This is a genomic window from Asticcacaulis sp. MM231, assembly GCF_964186625.1.
In the GTDB taxonomy this organism is placed as follows: Bacteria; Pseudomonadota; Alphaproteobacteria; order Caulobacterales; family Caulobacteraceae; genus Asticcacaulis.
In genome coordinates this window covers 553,182-578,747 of the sequence record NZ_OZ075109.1, presented here as the reverse complement: position 1 = coordinate 578,747, position 25,566 = coordinate 553,182, and the positions used below count along the sequence as shown (strand labels likewise).

Below are 25,566 nucleotides of genomic sequence, written 5' to 3'. Positions count from 1 at the left end.
GCTTAAGGCTGTGATGACTAGCAGAATGACGATCTTCTCTGGCGGCATAAAGAGTCTCCCGTAGGGAGAGCACTCTATGCGCCGCGGGTGACTTGCGCCTTGGTTGACATCAAGCCTGATTTTCAAACCTGTGGGGTCAGTGATTGACTTTTGTCAGGTCAGGGGTCGGAAAGTGTGGCTTGTTGAGCGCGCAAACATCAGGCGTGCGAATAGCATGTATCAATGCGCCTTGCCGGGAATGATGTAGTCTAAAGGCTGTTCCTGGTTCGGGTCCACGACATACCTCATCCCTGTCGAGGCCCGGTGCCGCCCAACTGCGCGTACATGAGTTGGGGCATGAAGGCGGCAGATGTTCTGCCGCCTTACTCGCCTATTCGTAGATGATTTTACCCGAGCGGGAATTGGGTGGCCACAGTTCGCGTTCCGCATTGCCGCTCAAATGATCGAGCGGCGGCATGTGATTGTCGATTAACGCAGAGGGCTTGGCCATGCGTTTCAACGCGGTCATCATAGTCAGGTTGATCTCGTTGCCATGAATCTCTACGCCGTAATCCGCCAGACCGGCGAAGGACCTTGAAAGATTTTCGGGGGTCATACCCAACAAGGAGGCCAGGATACGCTTTTCATGCGGCAAATGCAGGGTCGTGCCGCCGCCTTGCTGCACCTGAAGCGTCAGCAGATAGTTGGCCAGGCGTTCGGCAGCGCTGCGCAACTTCATGTTCTTGAGCTGACGTACCAGGGCACGGTTCCAGCCTGCCATTTCCTCGGCGATGCTGAGCGCAAAATGGCTGTCGTCACGCATGGCCCTGCGGAGCGCTTCAGCCGACAGCATCAGAATTTCGGACCGGTCGATCGTGCGCGCCGACATGAGGGCCGGCGCATCCAGCACGACGGACGACAGAATGAACACCGAAAGCGGGCGCACAACCGCCAGGGTAGTTTCCTTGTCGTGCCAGGCACCTTGAACTTCTACGGCGCCCTCTAGAAGAATATAAAGGAAATCAACCGTGTCGCCTTCATAAAGCAAGGTTGTATTGGCGGGGAATTTTTGCATAAAAGCGCCCGACGTCAGGTCTGAAAAGCGATTGGCATCCATGCCGCTAAACAGGCCGAGCTCACGAATGCGCGCCAGATCGCTTTCTTTCATTATATCTTTCCCCGATTTGCCTGTTCGCGTGTTCGCGTAACATTTTGCATATCGACGTTATCTACACCGAGTTCGAACCAAACCGTAAGTTGCGATTGGTTACCGACTGTATAGGCGTTTACTTGATAAATATCAAATGACGATCAGACATTTTCAAAGTTTGCAGGGGGTGTATGTATACGAAAAAAACAGTAATATATTTCAAATAGTTAGTCTTAATAAGTTGAGCGCCTTTTTCGAGAGTAAAAGGCATGATCCGAGTTGTGACTGAATAACCGACGGATCGAGGATAAGGTCGAAGCAAGTTTACGGCTGAACTCGGCATTATGATGCCTTAACACCATGACAGATAAGCGCAAACATCTAGAGAGAGACCGCCCGGAAACGCGTTTTGAGGATCCTTTAAGCTGGTTTTCCCTCCAATGCGAAACAAAACGAACCATAGCGGATTGCCTCGATCGCATGGCCAAGGCGCTCGACTATCTGCCGGAGGATACCGCAAGGGTGGTGGCATGGCTTAGGACTGATCTTTCTCTGTCAATTGACGACGAAAGCCATGATTTGTTTCCGATGCTCAGACTTCGTGCGCATAAAAATGATGATTATGACGGCGTGCTTTTGAAACTTGCCAATGGCCATAGCGTCCAGCAGCATCTTTCGAGGCATATTTTGCCAAGGCTGGAAGCCTTAGCGCAGATCGGTCATCCCGCGACGATGGACCGGGACCTGACGACCAGCATGAACGATTTGGCGGTGCGCTTGCGCCTGCATGCCTCCGCCCTGTCGGCGATTGTCATGCCTATAGCGCGGTTGCGTCTGAAGCCGAGCGATCTCACCATGCTCACACGGTCGATGACCCTGCGCCGGTCCAAGTAGCAGCCATGCCGAGCCTCGCAAAAATCCGCTTCCTGATCGTTGATGACAATGGCCACATGTCCAATATTGTCAAAACAATCCTGAGGGGTTTTGGCGCTGTGCATATTCTGGAGGCGCATGACGCCATCGAAGCCTTTCACCGGCTGAAACATGATGCGGTCGACATCGTCATCGTCGACTACCAGTTAGAGGTGTTGAATGGGGTGGAGTTCATCAATCTTGTTCGTAACTCATCCGACAGCAACAATCGCTTCGTACCCATCATCATGCTGACGGCGCACTCGGAAAGGTCACACGTGGTCGATGCGCGAGACGCCGGCGTAACGGAATTCTGCTGCAAGCCTGTCACCGCTACCGAACTGTTCAGGAAGGTGGCCGCTGTCATCGATCATCCGCGCCATTTCGTCAAAATCGCTGGCTATTTCGGGCCTGACAGACGCAGGCGGCAGGACCCGAAATACGAGGGAAAAGAGCGGCGGCAGGGGTGGAGCGAAGACCATAAGCCACCTGAAGGCGCGGTGGATCCCACGCAGGCCGCGTGATGGCGTAAAGCTGCGCCATCACGTGGTCCCTGTCAGGCTTTCGGCTTCAACCAGCCGTGCATGTCCATCCAGCGCGTGAAGGCGTCGAACCAGCCTGTGCTGGTGGTTTCCTTTTTGTACATGCCAAAGCCATGTCCACCTTGTTCATAGAGGTGGAATTCCACCGGACGCTTTGCCGCCCGCCAGCTATCGATCAGACCAAAACCATTATTGGCGAAGAAGGGATCATCAGCGGCCAGGGCGATGAAAAGCGGCGGTGCATCCGCCGGCACGGTGACGGACGCCAAGGGGCCATAGATATCGCCAATAAAGGCAGGCTTGGCATCCTGGCCATAGAGCGCGGTCGACAGGGTCAGCATGGCGCCGGCGGAGAAGCCGACCATACCGATACGGTCGCTGTCGACATGCCATTCCTTGGCGCGCGAACGGACAAGGGCGAAGGCTGCGCGGGCGTCGGCGATCTGAGGGGCCAAGGCGACGGATGGGTCTTGCTGAGCCGGGCGCGGCCGCGCGGCACCAGAGAACATTTCCGTCATCGAGCGCTCAAATCCCGCCATGTCAGCCGGTGTCTGGTTGAGACGGTATTTCAGAACGAAGGCGGCCACGCCCTTGTCGGCGAGCGCACGCGCCACATCCCAGCCTTCATTTTCCATCGAAAGCGTGCGGAAGCCGCCGCCAGGCGCCACAATGACGGCCGCGCCCGTCGCCTTGGCGGGGTCCGGGAGGAACGGGGTGAGGGTGGCGTCGGTAACGTTTCGGGCAAAGACGCTGCCATATTGGCTGTGCCAGGATTCCGGCGCCTTGGCGTCCGGCAAGGTGCCCGTTTTCAGGGGGATAGCGTTCGGCTGTGCCGGTATCTCGATGGGCGTCATCTTGTCATCTGCCGCTGCCACGGGCTGGGCGAGCGCACAGGTGAGGGCTATAAGGACGGTCGCAAAAGCCGAGCTTGCGTTTCGGAGCGAGGGGGTGTTGTTTCGACGGGTTACAAATCTCATGACATTTCCTCTTATTTTATTGTTTGTTATAGGCAGACGGCAGACCCAGGTTATCGATGATAACAGCTCTCACAAACTCCGTTTTTTATCGGAATGGCCGGCAGCCATGATAACGCTACCATAAACTTAAGGGCGAGGGAAGAAGTTGTCGGACTTTTGCGCCTCGTTTCGCGATGCGATTTTTAGTGCGTTGCATATGTCGGCAATAAGAATTTGAATATACTGGTATTTTTAACATTTAACTGGTTGGGTCTATCTGCTTTATTGAGAAAGTTGCTGCCATGCGTAAAAGCGCTTCCAATTGTCTGACAGATGCATTAGCATTTAGTCAAAGCTGACAGCCATATAGTCGGCGGGTAGGGAGCGTTTTAGGAGAGAGGGGGCAAGGGTGCCGATTACACGCCTCTTTTTCTCGTATTTTGCGGCGAACTGAGTGTGATGCGGTGACGGCGGTTCTTGTCGCTGAGGTCGTTTCCGTGATCCCCTGTGCCTGCCTGATTCAATAGGATGATCATGCCGGCCAGGCATATACGGGAGAGATGGAAACATGCCATTTATGCTACGCGACCGTGCGTTCTCGCTGGGTTTTGTCGTTGGCTTGAGCTTGGGTGCCGTCCTCGACACACACCACACAATTCGTGTCGAAAATGGCGGATAAACAGGCCGCGGCGCGCGCAATACTCAGGTCAGGCTTTACACACCTTTCTGCGCGCATCCCGCGAAAATAGAAATCAATAATAAAGAGGAACATCCATGCGTTACACCCTATCCTTCATCGCCGTACTGGCCGCTCTGAGCGGCATGCCGGCTTCCGCTCAGGACAAAAGCGCGCCTGTTGACCTGACGCTTGACGTCAGCAAGCCCGGCGCGAAGATTGACCGCCAGATCTTCGGCCAGTTCGCCGAACATCTCGGCGAAGGCATTTATGGCGGTATCTGGGTTGGCAAGGACTCAACCATCCCCAATACGCGCGGTATCCGCAACGATGTGGTGGCGGCGCTGAAAGAACTGAAAGTACCAAACGTGCGCTGGCCGGGCGGCTGTTTCGCCGACGAATATCACTGGCGCCGCGGTATCGGCAAGGATCGCATCGCCTCGATGAACGCCAACTGGGGCGGTGTGATCGAGCCCAACACCTTCGGCACCGATGAGTTCTTTGACTTTGTCCAGCAGATTGGCACCGAAGCCTATGTATCGGTCAATGTCGGTTCTGGCACGCCGGCTGAAGCGGCGGAATGGCTCGAATATATGACCGCTGACAAGGCGAACGGCATCGGCGCCGAACGCGCTAAAAACGGTCACGAAAAGCCCTACAAGGTGGCCTATCTCGGCCTTGGCAACGAAAGCTGGGATTGCGGCGGCGCCATGACGCCGGACTTCTATGTCGATCAGATGAAGCTACACGCGCGCTTTGACCGCAACTATAATCCTGAGCAGACCATGAGCCGCATCGCGGTGGGGCCGAGCGGTGGCGACACCCCCTATACCGAAGCCGTGATGAAGGCCTGGAAAGACCATAGCTGGGCGTGGAATATCGAGGGCCTGTCGCTGCACTCCTACACCACAGGCGGCGGTTTCCCGGTATCGCAGAAGTCGGAAGGCTTCAGCGAAAAGGAATATGCCGTTGTGCTCAAGGACACCTTGGGCATGGAAGACCTGGTCACCAAGCACAGTGTCATCATGGACAAGTACGATCCGGAAAAGAAGATCGCGCTGGTGGTGGATGAATGGGGCGCCTGGTACGCCGCGACGCCGGGCACCAATCCCGGCTTCCTGATGCAGAAAAATACCCAGCGCGACGCGGTTCTGTCGGCGCTCAACCTGAACATCTTCGCGCGTCACGCCGATCGTGTCCGCATGGCCAATATCGCCCAGATGATCAATGTCCTGCAGGCCATGATCCTGACCGACAAAGAGAAGATGCTGCTGACCCCCACCTATCACGTCTTCCATATGTATGTACCGTTCCAGGATGCGACCTTCATTCCGGTCAAGTACGATGCCGGCGCCTATACGCACGACGGCATCACCCTGCCGCGTATTGATGCCATTGCGGCGAAGGGCACTGACGGCAAAGTCTGGGTGGCGATCACCAATATCGATCCATCAAAGCCGGCCACCTTTAACCTGTCGGCGGCGGGCCTGAAGGCCAGCAAGGCCATTGGCCTGACCTTGTCAGCCCCCAAGTTCGACAGCGCCAATACCTATGAGAAGCCGAACACCGTATCGCCTAAGCCGATCTTGGCCAAGGCGTCCGGCGGCCGCTTCGCCATCACCGTGGCGCCGGCTTCGGTCACGGTCGTGTCGTTGGAACCCTAAAGGGCTGCAGCGATAAGACCTAAGATAAAACACAACGGGTAAGGAAACGGCATAATGAAGAGAACAGGTTTGTGGTTGGCGGCGGGTGTCCTCGGTTTGCCCTCGGCCGTGATGGCTGCCCCGCAACTCGATCTGATCTATGGTGATCATGCCGTTATCCAGCGCGGCCGGCCGGTGTCGATCACCGGTACGACCGTTGCGGGCGAGACGGTGACCGTCACGTTCGGGACGAACAGCGCCAGCGTGGTTGCCGACGCGAAGGGACGCTTTGTCGCCCGCTTCGCAGCCATCACCACGACGGGGCCGATCACGCTTTCGGTCGACAGCCCGTCCGGTCAGACGGTCGCCAAGGATGTTCAGATGGGGGATGTCTTTTTATGTTCCGGCCAGTCCAATATGGAAATGCCGGTCAAGAATGCGCAGGATGCCTTTGGTGCGTTCTTTTCATCGGCAGACCCGGATCTGCGGCTGATGACGGTTGAGAAACGGGTGGCCTTCACGCCCGATGAGGCCTTCCTGAAACCGCAGGCCTGGCAGGTGGCGGCCCCGCAGACCGTGCAGGATTTTTCGGCGAACTGCTATTACATGGTCAAGGACCTGCGCAAAAGCGAAGGTGTACCGATCGGCGCCATCAACGGCAGTTGGGGCGGCACGCAGATAAGTCCGTGGATGGGGGATAAGGCGCTTACGGCTGTGGGCTTGGGCGCACGCGCTGAGTTGCTCAAACTCTACAGTCGTGATCCGGCCGCCGCCGCCCTGGTGGCCAATGACATCTGGGAGACCTGGTGGCGTACGAACACCGGTGACAAGACCGGTAGTGAACCCTGGCAACCTCAAACCCAACTCACCTGGAAGCCTGTTCCTGCCATCTCCGTCTGGCAAAAGTGGGGGGATCCGGCGCTGGCCAGCTATGTCGGCATGGTCTGGTTTCGGCGCGAAATTGAGCTCAGCGCGGCCGACGCCGGCAAACCCGCCGTGCTGAACCTGGGCGGTCTTGATGATCTTGGTGCGGCCTGGATCAACGGCAAGTCGCTTGGTAATACGGCGGACACGGGGCCGATGAAGGCCTTCACGGTGCCGAAAGGGCTGCTTAAGCCCGGCAAGAATGTCATCATCGTCAACATCAACAACACCTATGCCGACGGCGGCATGCGCGGGCCGGCTGATGCCATGAAGCTGGCGATGGCTGACGGCTCCACGCAGGCTCTGGCCGACGGCTGGCTCTATAGCATCGCTGCGAAAACGCCGAAAAATCCGCCGCATACGCCCTGGGAAGACATGGGTGGCGCGGGCACGGCCTATAATGGCATGATTGCGCCGCTTGGCGCCTATGGCCTGAAAGGCGTGGCGTGGTATCAGGGCGAATCCGATACCGATTTCCCCGGCTATGAAGGCCGCCTGAGCGCCATGGCCACGGACTGGCGTCGCCAGTTCATGCAGGCGGACCTGCCGTTTGTGATCGTTCAGCTTTCAGGCTACGGCAGGCCGGCGATAAAGCCCGGTGAGAGCGGCTGGGCCAATGTGCGTGACGCGCAGCGCCGGATGGCGGAAAAGGATGGTCATGCGGCCTTTGTGTCGACCATCGATCTGGGTGATCCGCTCGATATTCACCCGGGCGAAAAGCATGAGGTTGGCCGGCGGATGGCGCGGGCCATGCGCGCCGTGGCCTATGGCGCGAGCCTGCCACCATCGGGTCCACGGATCGCTGCCGCAAGCGTGAGCGGCCATGACATCGCCCTTCGCTTTACTGATGTAACCGGCGCGCTTCATACACGCAGCAGCGCCCAGGCGATCGGGTTTGAACTGTGTGGTGATGCGCCTGGCACCTGCCGCTACACAACGGGCGTCGCTGAGGGCGCGGCCGTCAGGTTAAGCGGAGACGGCAAGCCGGTAACGCGTATCAGATATGCCTGGGCCGATTACGCGGTCGTCAATGTGTTCGACGAAGCGCAATTGCCGGTCAGCACGTTTGAGATCCCGGTGACACAATGACACGAGAAATGCCTGTGCGCCATCTGTCCCGACGCGATGTACTGACGGCCACGGCGGCCACGGCGGCCATGGCCCTTGCGTCCTCCGCCGCCATGGCAAAGATACCGGCGAAAAGCGGCCGTAAAAACACCCTGTGGTACAGACAGCCGGCGCGCTTCTGGGAGGAAGCCTTGCCGCTGGGCAATGGCCGGGTTGGCGCGATGGTTTTTGGTCGGGTGGCGCAGGAGCGTATCCAACTCAATGAAGATACGCTCTGGTCCGGCGGGCCCTATAGGGCGGATAGTCCTGAAGCCTATGGCGCTCTACCTGAGGTGCGCAAGCTGATCGTCGACGGCAAGTACAAAGAGGCCACGGATTTCGCCAGCCAGAAGATCATGGGGCGACCGCTGTCTCAGATGGCCTACGGCACGCTGGGCGATCTTTTGCTGACCTTTGAGGGCGCTACCAAGCCTGAGGCGTACGAACGGCAGCTTGATCTGGCTACCGCCATTGCCACCACAACGCTTTCCGATGGGGTGGCTCACGACTCCGTGCGCGAGACCTTTGTGTCCGCGCCGGATCAGGTGGTGGTCATGCGGCTTGAAGCCCGCAAAGGTGCGATCGGTTTTGACCTGAGCTGGCGCGGGCCGCGCTCGGTGAAAATTCCCGGTGCGGTCTATGCCGGCCATGACGCAAAACTGATGCCGCCCGCGACGACCGACTGGTTGATGACGGAGGCGGCTGAGCCCTTGCCTGAGGGGGCTGTCATGTCATCCGACGGGGCGGGCGCGATCCTCTGCACAGGCCGCAATGAAGAGAGCGCAACGATACCGGCGGCCCTGACCTATGCCTTCCGCGTCAAGATCATCTCGGACGGACGGGTGACGTTTGATGACGGGAAACTGCGGGTGCGCGGTGCCAAGACGGTAACCCTGCTGATCGCTGCGGCGACCAGTTTTGTGACCTATGCCGATGTCAGCGGCGACCCTGTTGCGAAGGTGCGCAAGCAAACCGAAGCGGCGGCTTCAAAGTCCTACGCGTCGTTGAAACGCGCGCATCTGGCCGACTATCAGCCGCTGTTCCGGACGGTGTCCCTCGATCTGGGAGCAGAGCCGGCAGGCGAGCCGACCGACCGCCGGGTGCAGGCGGCTGCCACCAAGGATGATCCGGCGCTGCAAGCCCTTTATTTCCAATATGCGCGCTATCTGATGATCTCTTCTTCGCGGCCGGGCACGCAGGCGGCGAACCTGCAAGGCATATGGAACGAGTTGACTACCCCGCCGTGGGGCAGCAAATACACCATCAATATCAATACCGAGATGAACTACTGGCCGGCCGATCCGGCAGGGCTCGGGGTCTGCGTCGAACCGCTCATCCGGCTTGTGGAAGACTTGGCGGTGACCGGCGCGAAGACGGCCAGGACGATGTACAACGCCCGTGGCTGGATGGCACACCATAATACCGATATCTGGCGGGCCAGTGCGCCGATCGACGGGCCGATGTGGGGCCTGTGGCCATGCGGCGGCGCGTGGCTGTGCAATAGCCTGTGGGACCATTACGACTATAGCCGTGACCCGGCCTTGCCGGCGCGGTTCTATCCCCTGATGAAGGGGGCATCGCTGTTCTTCCTCGATACCCTGATCGAGGACCCGAAGGGTCGCGGCCTGGTGACATCGCCTTCGGTATCGCCTGAAAATCAGCACCCGTTTGGCTCATCCCTGTGCGCCGGCCCGGCCATGGATCGCCAGATCATCCGCGACCTGTTCGCCCACACCATCGCCTGTGGGCAGTTGACAGGGGAAGAGGCGGGTTTCCTGGCTCAGTTGAAACAGGTCCATGACCGGCTGGCGCCCGATCAGATTGGCAAGGCCGGTCAGTTGCAGGAATGGCTGGATGACTGGGATACGGCAGCACCTGAGCAGCAGCATCGCCATGTGTCGCACCTTTACGGCGTCTACCCGAGCGACCAGATCAATGTCCGAGATACACCGGAGCTGATCCGCGCGGCCCAACAAACCCTGAAGGTGCGTGGGGATATGGCCACGGGCTGGGGCACGGCGTGGCGTCTGTGCCTGTGGGCGCGGATGGGGGAGGGCGATCACGCCTACCGCATCCTCAAGGATCTGGTGGGGCCAGAGCGCACCTATCCCAACCTGTTTGACGCCCACCCACCGTTCCAGATCGATGGCAATTTTGGCGGGGCGGCCGGTATCATAGAGATGCTGCTGCAATCCTGGGGCGGAGATATCCGGTTGCTTCCGGCCTTGCCGTCCGCCTGGCCATCGGGCGAGGTAAAGGGTCTTAAGGCACGTGGTGCGATCACGGTCGATCTGGCATGGCGCGACGGTGCTCTGACCCGCTGCGACCTTAAAGGACGTCCGGGCAGCACCGTTCGGGTCATCTATCGCGATGGGCCAAAGACCCTCACCCTTGGGGCTGATGGCACGGCTCGGTTTACGGCTTAAGGCAAGTCTCGTCGGCAACAGAAAGAGATGTGATGCAATACTCAGCGACATGGAAATACACGGGCAAACGGGCCGGCTTGCTGGCCGGCGCAGCGCTTATGGCATGGGGGCTTGCGTTGGCCATATCCGCCACCGGCGCCGGAGCTGAGACAGCGAAAGCCGTCCTTTCCACCCAAACCTGGACCGCCGACAACGGCGATGGCAGTTACACCAATCCGATCTTCTATGATGAGTTTTCCGATCCTGACGTGATCAAGGTGGGGGACTGGTTCTATTTGACCGGCACGACCATGCACACCATGCCTGGCTTGCCGGTCCTGCGCTCGAAGGATCTGGTCAACTGGGAGTTCCTCTCCTACGCCGTCGACAAACTCGATCTTGGGCCGGAATATCGTCTTGAAGGGGGCAATATCTACGGCCGCGGCATCTGGGCGCCAAGCTTCCGTTATCATAACGGCACCTTCTACATCTTCTCGAACGTCAATGGCCGCATGACGCAGATCTTTACGGCGACTGACCCGCGGGGGCCTTGGACGCATCGCGAGATGAAGCGATCACTCCACGACCTGTCGGTGCTTTTCGACGATGATGGCAAGGTCTATGCGGTGTGGGATTATCAGGCCATGCACATCGCCCAATTGACAGATGACCTGACCGATATCGTGCCAGACACGGAAAAAGTGCTGTTCGCCAAGGACGCCGGCATGGGCGAGGGCGCCCATTTCTATAAGCTCGACGGTAAGTACTATATTCTGAGCGCCAACTATGCCGGGCCGATGCGTATGTCGGCGGCGCGCGCGGATTCCGTCTTCGGGCCTTATGAGGTCAATCGCTCGATCAGCCAGGGCGAGGACTTCGGACTGGTGCGTGGCTATCGCCTGAACGGCAAGCCGCCTCCCTTTGTTTTGTCGCCGCCAGACCATTCGGTGCGTGAAAGTTTGTCGCTCCATCAGGGCGGTATCGTTCAGACGGATCAGGGCGAATGGTGGGGCATGTCGATGCTGGACGCCAATTCGGTGGGCCGCCTCGTCAACCTGTCGCCGATTACCTGGAAAGATGGCTGGCCCTATTTCGGCCTGCCGGGTAATCTTGGCCGCACACCCAGAAGCTGGCAAAAACCAAAGACTGCCATGCTGCAGCCGGTTGCTGTGCCGTTTGAACGCAGCGACAGTTTTGACGCTCCGACCCTGAAACCGCTCTGGCAATGGAACCACGTGCCTGTCGACGGCCAATGGTCACTGACCGAGCGGCCGGGCTTCCTGCGTTTGCACGCCCTGCCGGCCAAATCCTTCTGGGAGGCGCGCAACAGCCTGACCCAACGGGCGATCGGGCCGCAATCGCAGCCGACGGTTTCTCTGGATGCGACCCACCTTAAAGACGGCGATGTGGCAGGGCTGGCCTTGCTGAACTACCCCTATGCGTGGATCGGGCTGGAAAAATCCGCCGAAGGTCTGGCCTTGAGCTTTTACGATCAGACGAAAGACAAACACGTTCGCGTCAAGGCGCCAGCCTCGCATATCTATCTCAGGGCCGATTGCGACTTCATGACCGAGACGGCGCGTTTCAGTTATTCGGTCGATGGCAAAACCTATGTGCCGTTTGGTGACCCGTTCATCATGGCGTTCCAGTTGACAACCTTCCAGGGCGTTCGCTATGCACTCTTCAATTACAACGGCACGGACAAGCCGGGCGGTTACGCCGATTTCGATGCGTTCAATCTCTATCAGGCCCACCCGCATGGGACGATGACCCCGGTGCCCTATGCCAAGAAAATTGCCCTGACCTCGCTGAAAAGTGGCAAGGGATTTTCGGTCGTTGGTGGGCAACTGAAGGTGGGCGAACCGGGCGGCTTTGACGTGATCAATAGGGAGACGGGCCGTGTGGCCCTTCGCGCCGGCGATCAGTTTGTCAGCGTCGATAAGGCGGGGCGTGTGACCCTGAAAAGTGGCGTGCCAGACACGAATGAAACCTTCCAGTGGATCGAAACCCTGACGGGAGAACTGACCCTGATGTCGCTGGCAAGCGACCGCTTCCTGCGCATTGATCCCGTGACCCTCAGCCTTACCGCCGACAGCCCCGGACCCTTACCCGACGGTAGCGATGGCGTCCGGTTTTCGTGGCGCACAGATGGTTGGTGAGGTCCGGCTGCGTCCATTTTCTGCCCGCCTGTGATCAAATTACATTTGTGAAACCAAGTGTTATATTTGATACTCATTGAGGCGCGACAATCCCGCCGCCCCTGGTCCATGGGTCATGATGATGACAACTAAAGCCGTTCTGCCTTACGAAGCCGCAAGTCCATGGAAGCGAGGTGAGGGGGCGTCGTTACGGGCGCCCGCGTCGTCGGGGCCTTTCGTGCGGCCTCTGCACATGTTGCTGGCAGATCGTCTGGGCGCCGACATCATGTCGGGTGTTTACAAACCGGGCAGCACTTTGCCTACTGAAATGGTGTCCTCGTCGTCACTGGCTATTTCCCGGTCGGCCTACCGGGAAACGATCCGAACCCTGGCGGCCAAGGGTCTGGTTCAGAGCCGTACAAAACGCGGCACGTGCGTCAATGATCCTTCGAAATGGAATGTGCTCGATCCTGATGTTTTGCGCTGGATGTTCGATCGCGACCCCAACCCCCAGTTTACACGCGACCTGTTTGAACTGCGTCTGATCACTGAGCCTGCGGCAGCGGAGTTTGCCGCCTTGAGAGCATCGGCAGCAGAGATTGCTGATATGAAGCGGGCGCTTGACGTCATGAAAGACAAGACGCTCATGACGGAAGAGGGGCGCGCCGCCGACCTTGAGTTTCACAGGATCTTGCTGGCGGCGGCCAGGAACACGGCGCTTGCGAGTTTGAGCAGTTCCATCGGAGCCGCGATCAGTTGGAGTACCTCTTACAAGGCGCGGCACAATGCCCTCGACAGAGATTCAATGCCCGATCATGAAAGGATTTACGACGCGATCGCTGCGCGTAATCCCTCGGAAGCACGTTGGGCCATGGAATCGCTCATCAGGCTGGCGCAGGGTGATCTGCAAAGAATTGACTCTAAAACTGTGGCAACCTGATCTGACCTATCGCGCGCCGCTCAATTCTTCAGAAATTCTCGCCGCTATATCCTGAAGGCAAAGACGGGCTTCCTTGCTGTCCACGTTCTGTGTGCCATCAACTAGCTGCAAAAAGGGGATGGTGAGGGCGGCAAGTGCATGGCCTTGTCCATCGAAAATCGGATAACTTAAGTCTGTGACGCCCAGCGTGCGTGTGCTTTTCATCATTTCATACCCGCGCGCGCGAACACGTTGCAGGCTGGCGCTCATGGGGCCACTTTGCGCGGCTAGGGCGAGATCAGGGTCCAGGTCAACAGCGTTGAAAGCCAGCAGCACATGGCCTGAACAACTGCCCTCAAGCGTCACTTCGGCGCCAATGCGGACGGCGAAGACGGTCGGTCCTGGTGTTTGCTGTCGAAAGACAACCAGACCGCTTTTGCCGTTACCAATGACAAGGTGGCAGGACTGTTCTACACGCTGAACTAGTTCGCGCATGAGCGGCGCGGCGGCCTGAATAAGCTCCTCCGCCGGTGTGGCCTTAAAGGCGAGGTTGAGGACTTTCGTGGCGACGCGTAATCGGTCACCAGCCTTGCGCTTCAACCAGCCTCTTCGTTCCATGACCATAATAACGCGGAAGATCTCGCTCATGGACAGGCCGAGTCCGCTGGCTATTTCAGAGATGGTCAGCCCCTGAGGGTGGTCCGCCAGAAGCTCAATGACATTGAAGCCCTTTTCAAGGGCTGGCGCCGAATAGGTATGGGCTTTAACGGGGACGTCAGCGGCGTCCTGCGGCGTGTTTTTTGTCTTCGTGATCATGGCAATGTCATACATTTAAAAAGCAACGCGATCAACTCTCAAGCCCAGATCTAATAATGGGGGCCTGCCTTAAGGGACTTATATTTAAGGTGCCTGCACAAAAATTTGCCGGCACATGATTTTTATAGCCAAACATCATCTCCATTGATGGTTTCTGTTTGCATGAGAGTGATCGCCAGACCGCCTACAACTTTGTGAGTAGGCCCTGAAAGGAAGAAGGCTTAAAGTTTCTGATGTGGAAATGAATTTTATATTTGATCAAGCGGTGTGAATTTATTATTTTACCGCTGTAGCTCAGATCAACTCCAAATGGCTGCGGACCGGGGTGCGTTAGGGCTGGCTATCGGACGGTTATTTTCTCCCTGATTAGAGCTCGTCCATCCTCCACTCCCCCTTGTTCCGCAGCGCAAGGGGGATTTTTTTCTTAAAGATGGTTTTGAGTTTAGCCCGAATTGACCGGCGTTACACCCGGTCAGTCAGGAACAGTAGGTCTTGGCCTTGAGATCTAAACCGCTGGCGGCACACTGGCTCTTGTTATGGCCGGCATGGCTTTCAATTCCATACGAGTGGCTTTGAGAGTGTTATCGCCACCTTCAGCGTAGGCCTCGACGGTGATCGTGCCGGGCTGTTTTTTAGACTGCACGATCAGCTGGGCCAGACCATTATACAGTGAGCGCTCAGCCCCCTTGTCGCTTTCCAGGCAGTTGGGATCTCCATTACCGACACCGATCAGTAGGCCCGCGCCGCTCACCTTGAATTTGAGTTTACTATTGGCGGTCGGGATATGACGCCCGCGCGCATCCACCACTTCGGCCTTCAGGATGGCGATGTCCACACCATCGGCGCTGATCGTCGTCCGCTCAGCCGTCAGGCGAATGGTCTTCGCCGCGCCGGTCGTCTCGCGCCGCTCTTTGAGGACGACCTTGCCACCTTTGCGCCCGCGCGCCTCGATGGCGCCCGGTGCATATTTGACCTGCCATTCCAGGTGGCCGAGCAGCGGCATGGCTTTTACGCCCAGGCTCTTGCCATTGAGGAACAGCTCGACCTCATCGAGGTTCGAGTAAACCCAGACCGGAATGTCCTGACCTTCCTTGCCGGCCCAGTCCCAGTGCGGGAAGAGATGCAGGGTCGGCGTTTTTCCCCACCAGGCCTTGTAATAATAGAAGTAATCCTTCGGAAAGCCGCACGTGTCGACAATGCCGAAATTCGAATTGATCGAGGGCCAGCCAAACGGCGAGGGTTCTCCGCGATAATCGAATCCGGTCCACGCAAAACCACCTGCTGCCCAGTCGCGGGTGGCGTAAAATTTCCACCAGTTCTCCGGCGATTTCTTCCACGGCACGTCGCCATCGAAGCTGCTCGCCACGTTGCGTTTCCAGTCCATGCTGTACTCGCCACGGGTGGCCACATCGCTGGCATCTTCGGTACAGATAACGGGGCGCTCAGGATGTCGCTGGTGGAAATTATCCGGAAACTCCCGATGATAATTGAAGCCGATAACGTCCACCGCTTCCGACGGCCCTTTTTCATTGTCGGCATTGACGGCCGCCGTGACCGGCCGCGTCGGGTCAAGTTCGTGGCACAGTGCGACCATGGTGCGGGCAATCTTGGCGCCCTGTTCGGCCAGTTCGCCCTGCAGAGCGTTTTCTTCATTGCCGATCGACCAGATGATCACCGAGGGCGAATTGCGGTAACGCTTGATCATCGTCTCCAACTGGGCCAGCCCTTCCGGACTGGAACTCATGGACCGTGTTTCTACCATCATCATCACGCCCATGCGGTCGCAGGCCTCCACCAGTTCGGGGGTGGGCATGTTGTGGGAGGATCGTATGGCGTTGCAACCCATGTCCTGCATGACTTCGACACGGAAGGCCTGAAGGCGGTCTGGCAGGGCCGCGCCGACGCCGGCGTGATCCTGATGGTTGCAGACCCCCTGAATTTTCAGATTCTTGCCATTGAGGAAGAAGCCCTTGTCAGCCGTGAAGATCGCCGTGCGCACGCCAAAGGTGACCACCTCGCCATCGCGCGCTTTGCCATTCGTCTCTACCGTGACCGTTGCGGTATAGAGATTGGGATTTTCCACTGACCACAGCGCCGGATTTAGCAATTCGGTTGCGGCTTCAAACGCAACTGAATCTTCGGGAGCTATCGTCTTATCCGCCGTCTCAGCGGTTGCCACCGTGATGCCTCTGGCATCGCGGATGATCCAGCTCACCTTGGCGGCTGCCGGTTTAGCCTCATGGTTTTCCACGATGGTGGCGAGCGCCAGAGTGGCCACCCCCGCCTTCAGACTGCTGCGCACGGTGCTTTCCCAGCGGCCGAGATTGACGGCGTCTGTCTTGGTGAGCCAGACGTGGCGGTAGATGCCGGCGCCTTCGTAAAACCAGCCGTCGCCAAAACTGGCGTCAACGCGCACGGTGATACAGTTTTTGGCACCATAGGCGAGATAGTCCGTCAGATCGAAACGGAAGGGGACGTAGCCATTGTTGTTGCGGCCGATGAAACAGCCATTGACGAACACCATCACATCGCGAAAGGCGCCGTCGAATTCAACCCAGATGCGGCGACCGAGATCGCCCGCCGGAATATCAAATTCACGGCGATACCAGCCGACGCTGGTTTCCGGATAGCGACGGCCGAGCGGTTTGAAGCCATGTGAACGTAGCTGATTATCGCCTTCACCGCTTTCGTCGCGTACAAACGGAAGTTCCACGCCCCAGTCATGGGGCAGGTCAACCGAGCGCCAGCCGCTGACGTCGAAAGCCGCCTTGGCAAACTTGAAGTTGCCTGTCTTGGAAAAATCGGCCTGACCGTATCCAAAGCCTAAGTCCTTCGTTGGGTCAGCGCCGTGTCCCTGAATAAATTTCCAGCCGACATCGAAGAGGAGCTGTTCGCGTGGCAGCTTTTTAGCCGCGTCGCCGATGTTGTCTGACTGGGCAAAAGCCATAGGCGCATAGCCCAGCGCGGAGACACTCGTCAGTAGCAAGCCGGTCTTGACGAGTTGGCGGCGGGAAATATCTGTCATGTCGTTTCCTTGTATCGGATTTTACGGCCTTTTACTGGGGCAGGGTAAGGCGCAGGTCGATCGGGGCCTGGTTGCGTATGACGCGCACCACCACCTCATGACGCCAGCGCCGGCTCTGGAACTCGGCTATCAGGTCTTCAGCTTTTTTGATCGCCTGCGTGTTCTCGCCCGTATCCCCTGGCAGGGCGAGAATAACATCGCCGGGTTTAAGTCCGGCTTTGGCCGCCAGCCCCGTATCATCGACGGTCAGGACAATGACCCCGGCTATTTCGGGCAGGCCCGCTGCCGATTGTTCGCCGGCGGTGGTCACGGATTTCACGGTCATGCCGGCGATAGATTTGATCGCAGCGGCATCTTCAGCAGAGGTGTCCGCCAGGGGCAGGGGATAGGCCGGCTGCTCCGCACGCAAGCGCAGTCTCTCCGGGCGAACTCCGAAGTCCGTCATGGAAAAATTCTTGAAGCCGATGCGGATGGCCAGACTGCCGGGACGGACAGAATAATCACCCTTTTCAGGCGCGACGAATTCAGGCTGGCCAAACACCGAATGTGCATCCGTTCCGTTGGCATGGGCCTGAGCAAGCGCGGCCTGATTAGGCAGCAGGTTGTTATCGACGCGCTTGCCCCACTGTGTGATGCGTATGGGCTGATAGGCGGTCATGACGATGTTGTGCTCGAACACATCTTCGCTGTTGGCGAACCAGACATGTGGATGGAAGGTGTTGTTGAGCAGGATATTGTTGCGGACGGTGCGGTCAAAGCCTTCGCGCAGTTTCAGCCCGCCCGACAGCATGAGATTGTCCTCGATGATATAGTTGCTGGCGCCGTCATCAAGATCGACATCCCAGCCGTGGTCGCAACGCCAGCGGTTGTGGCGCAGGATGATGGGCTCGATGGCGTCGAGTGCGGTCAGGCTTCGATCGGCCAGGGTGCGCCGGTCCATCTCCTCGCGATCGGGATGCCAGTAGCGATCGCGTCCCCAGCTGTTGAACGAGCCGTGGTCGCCGGTTTCACGCACGGTATCGAACACGTCGTTGTCGGCGATGAGATGGCCGCCCCAGGTGCCGTCACCGATATTGATTCCGGCGCGGGGCAAGCGATAGATGCTGTTGTGGCTGATAGTTATGTGGGCTGCCATCGCGATTTCGACCCCGGCCGATTGTTTTTCGAGGAAGCCGTTATCATGGATCAGATTGTCTTCGGCAATGCTGTCCGCCGGGTAGTTGTCGCTCTTGGGGCCGGCCTGCCGGTCGATGGCGGTCAAAGGTTGGGACTCATGATATTCAAATAACGGCGAGCGCACGGCATCCGGTCGGCCGACAAACGAGATGGCGCTGGCGCCGATCTCGAATATTTCGTTGCGGCGTATGCCGACATGGCGCGCATGGCCATTGACGACGACGCCATTGCCACCTGACTCGGTGATCTCGCCATCGGTCAGTTCCACATGCTCGGCGTTTTCGATGACGACGGCGCCGATGCGTGAAAATTTCCAGTCGGAGCGCAGCAGGGGCTCCTCCGTCTTCAGGAAGGTCGGCTCCGCATAGCGGTAGGAGAGATTTTGCAGACGGGCATCGTGGACGGGCTGGTTAACGCCGACAATCCGGACAAGAGTTTCAAGCTGGCTGGCGACGAAGCCGTTAGATGGCGGCGCTTCAGTTCCCGACGGCATCAAGTATAGCCAGTGCTCTTTCGCATCGAGGTACCATTCGCCGGGGGCGTCCAGCTCTTCGCGGATGTTTTCCACATAGCGCTCGTTTTCACTCGGCCCCATCTCGCGGTTGTTGCCAACCGGCGGCGCCAGGTCGAGGGTGCCATCCGGCTTTTTGCCGAGGATGGCGATATGCATATCCCCCCAGCGGCTGGAATGGATGGCGTGGATGATGCCGCCCGCCGGATCGGCCCACCGCGCGAACTCTGGCCGGCGATGTGGCATCAGCCGAGACACCGCCCATGGGCAGGACCCGGGCGTCATAGTTCGGATAACGCGCGCGCACCAGGCGTTGGCCATCAAGCCACAGCAGGCTGAAAGCCGGACCATCGACGCGCGCCCGCCAGATGCGTTGATCCACCTTTTCCCAGCTCAGGGTATTGAGCGGCCGGCCCCCACTCAGAATGGCGCTCTTGTCTTTAGGGCCACGCAGAATACGGGGCCTGCTGCGGGTGCCCGAAAAGGACTTATCGAGCACGAGCGGCTGATCCAGGTCATAGGTGCCGGGCGCCAAGGCGATGACAGAGACGTTCTTGCCCGGATGACGGACCGCCGCCTGCAGTTCGGCGACTGTATCGACCTGAATGGTTGTGGCGGCACAGCCGCTCAGAATAAGCAGTGAGACCGATCCGAATAGTGCTTTTAATGAATTTGATCGTGTCACGCCCTGTTCCACTTATCCGTTCTAATTTCACCCATTGATAAAACTAATTTTCGCTCTTGAAAATAAAAAAAGTACGATAATTAGGTTATTAAATAAATGGACAGTCTTGGTGACGATAGACATCGCCTGAACGAGCAAAGGCCGGCGTCAGGTCTTTATAAACTCCGGAGATAGACTTCCGGATTTAGCTTGAATGAAGCCGATAGTGTTGAAGGTTATAAGCAGATGTTGGACATGCCCGCTTTCACGGCTTAGTTCGGCCCTTCGTGGCGCGGCAGCGATCTGAACAGTATTTGACCTCTGTCCATACCTTGGCCCATTTTTTGCGCCAGGTGAAAGCCCGCTGACAGACCTTGCAGGGTTTGCAAGGTAGATCGGACTTGGCGATACCTTTTGGCATATTACAGCGTCCCGTCGCGCATGGCCTGAAGATGGATCCGAGCCTGTGCACGCACCGCATTCTGCCGCTCTTCGCCCATCCGGTCCCAGTTGGCATAGACATAGGGCATACGCCTATTGCCGGCGAACCGGTCGCGATGACGGGCCAGAAAATCCCAGTAAAGGGCATTGAAAGGGCAGGCGCCGGCGCCGGTCGTCACCTTCGGATCGTAGGCGCAACCAGCGCAGTAATTGCTCATCTTGTTGATATAGTTGCCGCTGGCAGCATAAGGCTTTGACGCGACAAGGCCGCCATCGGCATGGAGCGCCATGCCTAAGGTGTTTGGCAGTTCTACCCATTCATAGGCGTCGGCATAGACGGCGAGATACCAGGCGTGAACCTGTTGTGGATCGAGGCCCGCCAATAGCGCGAAATTGCCGGTGATCATCAGGCGCTGGATATGGTGCGAATAGGCATGCTGGCGGGTATGGCTAATCGCTTCGCGCATACAGGCCATGTGCGTCTCACCGCTCCAGTAAAACCAGGGCAGGTCCTGCGTCGCGTTCAGGGCATTGCGGGTCGCGTAGTCCGGCATGTAGCGCCAGTAGATGCCGCGGATAAATTCACGCCAGCCCAGTATCTGACGAATAAAGCCTTCGGCGGCATTAAGAGGCACATGCCCATCGCGGAAGGCTACTTCGGCCTTGCGGCACATTTCCAGGGGGTAGAGCAGGCCGGCATTTAGGTAGGTGGATAGCAAGGAATGATAGAGATAGGGCTCGCCCGAGACCATGGCGTCCTGGAAGTCGCCAAAGCGTGGCAGGATCTCGGCGATGAAGTGATCCAGCTCGCGCAGAGCCTGGGTGCGGGTTACGGCGAAATGGAACGGTTCCAGATCACCGAACCCCTCAGGAAAGCTCTTTTCCACCAGATCGAGCACGGTCCGTGTCGTCGCATCCTTGCGAAAGCTGAGGCGCCGCGGCGAGGTCAGGCCGCGAGACGGCGGCTTTCTGTTGTCAATGTCATAGTTCCATTTGCCGCCGGTCGGGCCGCCGTCTGCTTCGATCAGGATGCCATGGTCGCGGCGCATGTCACGATAGAAGAACTCCATGCGCAGGCTGTCGCGGTTGTCGGCCCAGGTTGCAAAACGCGCGCGGCTGCACAAAAAGCGCGTGTCAGGCAGGATATCCAGTGGCACCGGCAAGGCGACCTCAAGCGCCAGAAAGTCCTGCAACAGACGCCATTCGCCAGGCTCTGTGACCATGACGCGCTGCGGCGAAAGGGACGCTACGGCGCGCAGCATTTCACCGCTTATTGTATGGCTGTTATCGGGATCATCGAGCGCAATATAGAGCACGCGGTAACCTGCCGCCTGCAAGGCCTGCGCGTAGTGACGCATAGCGGAGAACAAAAACGCGATCTTCTTGACGTGATGGTTCACGTAGCTGGCTTCGGCCTTAACCTCGGCCAAAAGAATGACATCCGTCTCTTTATCGGCCTCGGCAATAATGGCCAGACGAGTGGACAACTGGTCGCCCAGAACCAGCCGCAGCGTGGCGACCGGCGGCAAGGTGTCCGGATTCGATATGTCCGTCATAGGGCGAGGGTGGCTTCCATGGCAAGGCTGTACGGCAAGACTTACCGCCCTCGTATACGCCGCCCCACGCCCTTTGGTTCAGGATCGAAACGGGTTTACCGAAACAAGGGATTGGCCTGTTTGAACCCGTCCTTCATGCGCACGATAAATTTGAATCCGTAAGGATCAGGCGCGCCCTCATAGTAGTCGGTGCTGATGACTTGCGCACCGGCCTCGATGGCTGTCTCGAAGCGCGTTAAGTCGTGGTTGCGGGCCTCGGTCGTGTTGGCGTCGGCACGCGATCTGACGAAGAAGCCTTGCTTGACCAGTTGCGTAATATGGGCGGCTTCCGGGCGCGGATCCTGGATATTGAAGACCGCAGCTTCGGCCTCGTTTTCTGCATAAAGACCAAACATGACGCGGCCTTCGAGCGAGGGATGGCCCTTACGGTAAATATCGGCGATGCGCGGATTGGAATCGAGCACCAGCATGACCTTGCCTTTGGCATCCGCTGCCAGCGGCCAATGGCCAGCCATCACGCCGTCGCGCAAGCTCTTGTAGCCGCCGCGAATGACGTCAGGCGTTATCAGGTGGTCGGCACCCAGAATATCGCGGGCATCGGCGTCGATTTCGGCCAGATCAGCTTCGGTGTAAAACTCAGGTGTGGTGACGCGTGGATCCTTGACGGGCTCTTCCTTGGTGTTGATGAACAGGACGATCGCGTCGTGATCCGGATGTGCCTTCGACCAATCGGCGATAACGCTCAGGCAGGCACGCAAGGTCAGGCACTGGCTACGGTAATCGAGCACGGGGATATGCAGCACCTTCAGGCCGGGCGCCGCCATGGTGGCGTAGTTGGGATCTGTTTTGGCGTAGGGGCCAGCATACAGGCCGCCGGTCTTATCGGCATAGGGATCGAATTCGAACTGGCGAATGCCGAGATTAAGCTGGGTGAGGATATCTGGGTGGCCGTATTCGAGGCCCTGCCCGGCATGATTGGGCAGGCTGTCCATATTGGCCTGCACCGTGACGTTGGGCACCGGGCGGTAGGAGTTATGCGAGCCTAGAATCTGGATCTGGTTGAGCTTGAGCCCCTCAGCCGCAAAAGCGGGGGCGGTCATCACGAGCGATAGCGTGATCAGGGCGCAAAGGGAACGTCGCATGGAAGGCCTCACGGGAAAAGATGAAAAAGTGGCTCCAGCCGCCTGCAGGATATGACGGGCAGGCTGGAGCCAAGGTGCGGGCCGCGTCGTCTCCAGACGCGGCCCCAAGGTTTAGTATTTGGCGCGCAGGCTTACGGTGAAGGTGCTGCCATAGTCGTTGATCTCACGGCTCTGGAGCTTGTTGGCGCCGTAGACGTACTTCTTCGCGCCGGTGAGGTTGATGGCGTCAATACCGACCACGAAGTGTTCGTTGATGTCATAGGACAAAGACGCATCGAGCGAGCCGAACGGAGCAACATAGGATTCAGTCGAGACCGTCGAGCCGTTGGAGGCCAGGTAGCGGTCGCGCCAGAAGTAGCCGATGCGGCCGGCGTAGCCGTTCTTCTCATAATAGCCGACCAGGTTGTAGCTGGCCTTGGAGAGGCCCGGCAGCATGTTGGTCAGGGTGCGGTTACCAGCGTTGTAGGTCGATGTGACCTCTGTGGTGGTGACCGAAACCTGCGTGCCCAGGCCATCGAACGGCGCCGGCAGGAAGCTAAAGAGCTGGTTATAGGCCAGTTCAATACCCTGCAACTTGGCCTCGCCGCCATTCACCGTGGTCGAGAGCAGGATATCGCCGCGACCCGGCACCTGGATGGTGGTGTTCTGGGCGGTGATGTAGCTGTCGAGCTGCTTGTAGTAGTAGGCGCCGGTGAGCGCGCCGGTCTGGTTGAAGTACCATTCCAGCGACATATCGGCCTGGTTGGCGCGGTAGGGTTTGAGGTTCGGATTGCCGCCGGAAGCCGTAGGCGAGTCGCGCGAGACGGTGATGCGCGGTGCGATGTCGGTGATGTTCGGACGGTTGACGACGCGTGAGGCGCCAAAGCGACCAATGAGCTGGTCGGTGAACTCAACACGTAGGTTCAGGCTTGGCAGCCAGTCATGATAGGTGACCGGATAAGACACGGCCTGCGGGGTCGAGCCGTTGACGAGCGTGCCCGACGCGACCTGATCGGTGGTCGCGTAGCGGACGCCCAGATTGCCGGTGACCGGGAAGTTCATGACGTCATGGGCGAAATCGCCGCGAACATAGGCCGAGGTGATCTTTTCATCGACCTCGAACGAGGAACGCAGGCTGGCGGCGTCCGGTGCGCGGGCGGCGACGGAAGGGTTATAGATCAGGTCATAAAAGGCAGTGCTGGAGGGGGACACCCAGGTGCGGGGGCTGTTGCCGTCGAAATCCGACAGGAAGTTGCTGAATGGCAGGGCGCTGTAGAAACTTGAGCCCAGGGTGGTGACCGGAATGCCGAAGACCGGGTTGATCGACCAGTCGCGGCGAACATAGTCGCGGTTGCGATGCTGGTAAGCCGCGCCGAAAGACAGCTTGGTGAGGAAGCCATCAAAGCGGCGCGCGGCGTCGATCTTTGCCGAGTTGTCGGTATCGAGTAAATCTTTCGAGGTGTAGTCGAAGGCCTGGCCGACATAGTTGGCCGGATTGTTATAATCGACCGTTGTCGTAAGGACGGGGATTTCCTTGTAGCCTTTCGAGAAATCGAAATGCAGCGGGCCTACGAACGACATGCGGTTGCGCGTCGTGGCGCCGCCTTCCGGGTGGTAGGAATGGGCCTTGGAGTAGGCGAGGTTACCGAAGAAGGTCCAGGCGCCCGGCGTATAGGACTGGCTGATATTGATGGCCGTCAGGTCGTGGCGATTGAAGCTGGTTTCGCGCGAGGCCATCCAGCGCACATTGTTGATTGTGCCGGCGACGACCGTGTCACCGACGATAACCTGAGAGCCGGCGACGAAGGTCGGCTTGGCATAGACGGTGGCGCCATTAGCCTGCGCGGCGGCCTGCGTGTAGAGGCCGCTCAACGACGGATAGAGAGCGCTTTCGGCGGCGAAGTTCGGGTAGGTAACGGCGGCGTCCGGGTAGATGTCGAGGCCATGTTCATCGTAATGAACGTCGAGGCGGGTCGCCAGAATGTTGACCTCGGTCTTGAGGTCGGCGGTCGGCTTCCACTGGCCTGAGATCATGATCGAGCTGCGCTTGCGGTCTTCCAGTTCGATGGTCGGGCGGGTGCGCGTCGGGGTATAATAACCGGCGCCGAGCACGCTTGTGAACTGGTCCTTGTTCCAGCCGAAGTTCATGAAGCGGTCGTTACGCACCTGGCGGCGGTCGGTCATGGCCGAGACGAGAAGGCCGAGCTTGCGGTCGGGGGTGACGTAGCTGTAGAGGCCCGACAGGGTGGGGTCGGATTTTTCGGTCAGGGTGTTGTAGGCGGAACGGACCGAGAAGGTCATACGGTTGCCGATATCGAGCGGCTTCAACGTCTTGATGTCGATATTGCCGCCGAGCGCGCCGTCGTCCATGTCGGCGGTCGGCGTCTTGATGACGGCGATCTGCGCGATCGAGTTGGTCGGCAGAACCTCAAAGCGAAAGTTACGGCCTTCGGCGCCGCCGTTTTCGATCAGGTCGTTGACCGCGATCGTGCTGCCGTTGAGCGTGACGTTCTGGAACTGAGGCCCAAGCCCGCGGACGCTGACCTTGAGGCCTTCGCCGCGCTGACGGTCCATGGTGACGCCGGTAACCAGTTGCAGGGCTTCGGCGGCATTGCGGTTCGGGAACTTGCCGATATCTTCGGCATTGACGGCGTCGACGCTGAAGGCGGCGGCCTTCTTGGTCATGTTGGCGGCACGAACGCTTTTGGAATAACCGGTGACGATGACTTCCTGCGCAGCGTCTGCGGGCGCGGCGGCATCTGTGGTTTCGGTTTGCGCCAAGGCGTGCGGCACGAGCAGCGAGGCATAGGCCAGCGCGGCCATGGCGCCCAGGCCGTAGGCGATGTGTGATGTGGATTTTGACATGGTTGCCCCAGGAAATGGATCGGTTGAGCAGCAGGCCGCG

General features: G+C 58.6%; 18 protein-coding genes. 7 read left to right on the top strand and 11 right to left on the bottom strand.

Annotated features, from left to right (window positions below):
• Positions 1 to 370: 370 nt before the first annotated feature.
• Positions 371 to 1,147 carry a cyclic nucleotide-binding domain-containing protein gene (locus ABQ278_RS19245; protein ID WP_349322636.1) on the bottom strand — a complete coding sequence of 259 codons (777 nt, stop codon included), beginning with the start codon at positions 1,145 to 1,147 and terminating at the stop codon, positions 371 to 373.
• A gap of 342 nt (positions 1,148 to 1,489) precedes the next feature.
• Here ABQ278_RS19245 and ABQ278_RS19240 point away from each other — a divergent pair, with 342 nt between their 5' ends.
• Positions 1,490 to 2,023 (top strand): hypothetical protein, encoded by a 534-nt coding sequence (locus ABQ278_RS19240; RefSeq protein ID WP_349322635.1) that lies wholly within the window; start codon positions 1,490 to 1,492, stop codon positions 2,021 to 2,023.
• A 5-nt stretch (positions 2,024 to 2,028) separates the two neighbouring features.
• The gene (locus ABQ278_RS19235) at positions 2,029 to 2,565 is read left to right on the top strand and encodes a response regulator (RefSeq protein WP_349322634.1); all 537 of its coding nucleotides are present in this window, start codon (positions 2,029 to 2,031) and stop codon (positions 2,563 to 2,565) included.
• A gap of 32 nt (positions 2,566 to 2,597) precedes the next feature.
• Here ABQ278_RS19235 and ABQ278_RS19230 read toward each other — a convergent pair whose 3' ends face one another.
• The gene (locus ABQ278_RS19230) at positions 2,598 to 3,560 is read right to left on the bottom strand and encodes an alpha/beta hydrolase (protein WP_349322633.1); all 963 of its coding nucleotides are present in this window, start codon (positions 3,558 to 3,560) and stop codon (positions 2,598 to 2,600) included.
• Between the two features lie 559 nt (positions 3,561 to 4,119).
• The gene (locus ABQ278_RS19225; protein WP_349322632.1) at positions 4,120 to 4,311 is read right to left on the bottom strand and encodes a hypothetical protein; all 192 of its coding nucleotides are present in this window, start codon (positions 4,309 to 4,311) and stop codon (positions 4,120 to 4,122) included.
• A 2-nt stretch (positions 4,312 to 4,313) separates the two neighbouring features.
• Here ABQ278_RS19225 and ABQ278_RS19220 point away from each other — a divergent pair, with 2 nt between their 5' ends.
• From ABQ278_RS19220 to ABQ278_RS19200, 5 genes are all read left to right on the top strand, one after another.
• Complete coding sequence (locus tag ABQ278_RS19220; protein ID WP_349322631.1) at positions 4,314 to 5,879, top strand: alpha-L-arabinofuranosidase C-terminal domain-containing protein; 1,566 nt, start codon at positions 4,314 to 4,316, stop codon at positions 5,877 to 5,879.
• A 54-nt stretch (positions 5,880 to 5,933) separates the two neighbouring features.
• Positions 5,934 to 7,871, top strand: coding sequence for a sialate O-acetylesterase (locus tag ABQ278_RS19215; protein ID WP_349322630.1), 1,938 nt, complete (start codon positions 5,934 to 5,936; stop codon positions 7,869 to 7,871).
• 8 nt (positions 7,872 to 7,879) lie between these two features.
• Positions 7,880 to 10,315, top strand: a complete 2,436-nt coding sequence (locus ABQ278_RS19210; protein WP_349322669.1) for a glycoside hydrolase family 95 protein — start codon at positions 7,880 to 7,882, stop codon at positions 10,313 to 10,315.
• A gap of 32 nt (positions 10,316 to 10,347) precedes the next feature.
• Positions 10,348 to 12,453 (top strand): glycoside hydrolase 43 family protein, encoded by a 2,106-nt coding sequence (locus tag ABQ278_RS19205; RefSeq protein WP_349322629.1) that lies wholly within the window; start codon positions 10,348 to 10,350, stop codon positions 12,451 to 12,453.
• A 232-nt stretch (positions 12,454 to 12,685) separates the two neighbouring features.
• Positions 12,686 to 13,372 carry a FadR/GntR family transcriptional regulator gene (locus ABQ278_RS19200; protein WP_349322628.1) on the top strand — a complete coding sequence of 229 codons (687 nt, stop codon included), beginning with the start codon at positions 12,686 to 12,688 and terminating at the stop codon, positions 13,370 to 13,372.
• A gap of 6 nt (positions 13,373 to 13,378) precedes the next feature.
• Here ABQ278_RS19200 and ABQ278_RS19195 read toward each other — a convergent pair whose 3' ends face one another.
• The 8 genes from ABQ278_RS19195 to ABQ278_RS19160 form a co-directional block, all read right to left on the bottom strand.
• Positions 13,379 to 14,167, bottom strand: coding sequence for an IclR family transcriptional regulator (locus tag ABQ278_RS19195; RefSeq protein ID WP_349322627.1), 789 nt, complete (start codon positions 14,165 to 14,167; stop codon positions 13,379 to 13,381).
• Between the two features lie 505 nt (positions 14,168 to 14,672).
• Entirely contained in the window at positions 14,673 to 17,192 is a 2,520-nt protein-coding gene (galA, locus tag ABQ278_RS19190) for a beta-galactosidase GalA (RefSeq protein ID WP_349322626.1), read from the bottom strand.
• A gap of 31 nt (positions 17,193 to 17,223) precedes the next feature.
• Complete coding sequence (locus tag ABQ278_RS19185; RefSeq protein ID WP_349322625.1) at positions 17,224 to 19,038, bottom strand: PDZ domain-containing protein; 1,815 nt, start codon at positions 19,036 to 19,038, stop codon at positions 17,224 to 17,226.
• Entirely contained in the window at positions 18,950 to 19,564 is a 615-nt protein-coding gene (locus tag ABQ278_RS19180; protein WP_349322624.1) for a hypothetical protein, read from the bottom strand. Before ABQ278_RS19180 ends, ABQ278_RS19185 begins: the two co-directional genes overlap by 89 nt.
• Before the next feature lie 244 nt (positions 19,565 to 19,808).
• The gene (locus tag ABQ278_RS19175) at positions 19,809 to 19,964 is read right to left on the bottom strand and encodes a DUF2256 domain-containing protein (RefSeq protein ID WP_349322623.1); all 156 of its coding nucleotides are present in this window, start codon (positions 19,962 to 19,964) and stop codon (positions 19,809 to 19,811) included.
• Between the two features lies 1 nt (position 19,965).
• Complete coding sequence (locus tag ABQ278_RS19170) at positions 19,966 to 21,540, bottom strand: cryptochrome/photolyase family protein (protein WP_349322622.1); 1,575 nt, start codon at positions 21,538 to 21,540, stop codon at positions 19,966 to 19,968.
• A 95-nt stretch (positions 21,541 to 21,635) separates the two neighbouring features.
• Entirely contained in the window at positions 21,636 to 22,682 is a 1,047-nt protein-coding gene (locus ABQ278_RS19165) for a Ca2+-dependent phosphoinositide-specific phospholipase C (protein WP_349322621.1), read from the bottom strand.
• A 111-nt stretch (positions 22,683 to 22,793) separates the two neighbouring features.
• A complete protein-coding gene (locus ABQ278_RS19160) occupies positions 22,794 to 25,526 on the bottom strand; it encodes a TonB-dependent receptor (RefSeq protein WP_349322620.1) in 2,733 nt (910 codons plus the stop codon).
• Positions 25,527 to 25,566 lie beyond the last annotated feature (40 nt).

Bases quoted from the DNA above. Each gene is read 5' to 3' on its own strand.
- ABQ278_RS19245 (WP_349322636.1), bottom strand. From the start codon at position 1,147: ATGAAAGAAAGCGATCTGGCGCGCATTCGTGAGCTCGGCCTGTTTAGC.
- ABQ278_RS19240 (WP_349322635.1), top strand. From the start codon at position 1,490: ATGACAGATAAGCGCAAACATCTAGAGAGAGACCGCCCGGAAACGCGT.
- ABQ278_RS19235 (WP_349322634.1), top strand. From the start codon at position 2,029: ATGCCGAGCCTCGCAAAAATCCGCTTCCTGATCGTTGATGACAATGGC.
- ABQ278_RS19230 (WP_349322633.1), bottom strand. From the start codon at position 3,560: ATGAGATTTGTAACCCGTCGAAACAACACCCCCTCGCTCCGAAACGCA.
- ABQ278_RS19225 (WP_349322632.1), bottom strand. From the start codon at position 4,311: ATGTTCCTCTTTATTATTGATTTCTATTTTCGCGGGATGCGCGCAGAA.
- ABQ278_RS19220 (WP_349322631.1), top strand. From the start codon at position 4,314: ATGCGTTACACCCTATCCTTCATCGCCGTACTGGCCGCTCTGAGCGGC.
- ABQ278_RS19215 (WP_349322630.1), top strand. From the start codon at position 5,934: ATGAAGAGAACAGGTTTGTGGTTGGCGGCGGGTGTCCTCGGTTTGCCC.
- ABQ278_RS19210 (WP_349322669.1), top strand. From the start codon at position 7,880: ATGCCTGTGCGCCATCTGTCCCGACGCGATGTACTGACGGCCACGGCG.
- ABQ278_RS19205 (WP_349322629.1), top strand. From the start codon at position 10,348: ATGCAATACTCAGCGACATGGAAATACACGGGCAAACGGGCCGGCTTG.
- ABQ278_RS19200 (WP_349322628.1), top strand. From the start codon at position 12,686: ATGTTGCTGGCAGATCGTCTGGGCGCCGACATCATGTCGGGTGTTTAC.
- ABQ278_RS19195 (WP_349322627.1), bottom strand. From the start codon at position 14,167: ATGATCACGAAGACAAAAAACACGCCGCAGGACGCCGCTGACGTCCCC.
- galA (WP_349322626.1), bottom strand. From the start codon at position 17,192: ATGACAGATATTTCCCGCCGCCAACTCGTCAAGACCGGCTTGCTACTG.
- ABQ278_RS19185 (WP_349322625.1), bottom strand. From the start codon at position 19,038: ATGCATATCGCCATCCTCGGCAAAAAGCCGGATGGCACCCTCGACCTG.
- ABQ278_RS19175 (WP_349322623.1), bottom strand. From the start codon at position 19,964: ATGCCAAAAGGTATCGCCAAGTCCGATCTACCTTGCAAACCCTGCAAG.
- ABQ278_RS19170 (WP_349322622.1), bottom strand. From the start codon at position 21,540: ATGACGGACATATCGAATCCGGACACCTTGCCGCCGGTCGCCACGCTG.
- ABQ278_RS19165 (WP_349322621.1), bottom strand. From the start codon at position 22,682: ATGCGACGTTCCCTTTGCGCCCTGATCACGCTATCGCTCGTGATGACC.
- ABQ278_RS19160 (WP_349322620.1), bottom strand. From the start codon at position 25,526: ATGTCAAAATCCACATCACACATCGCCTACGGCCTGGGCGCCATGGCC.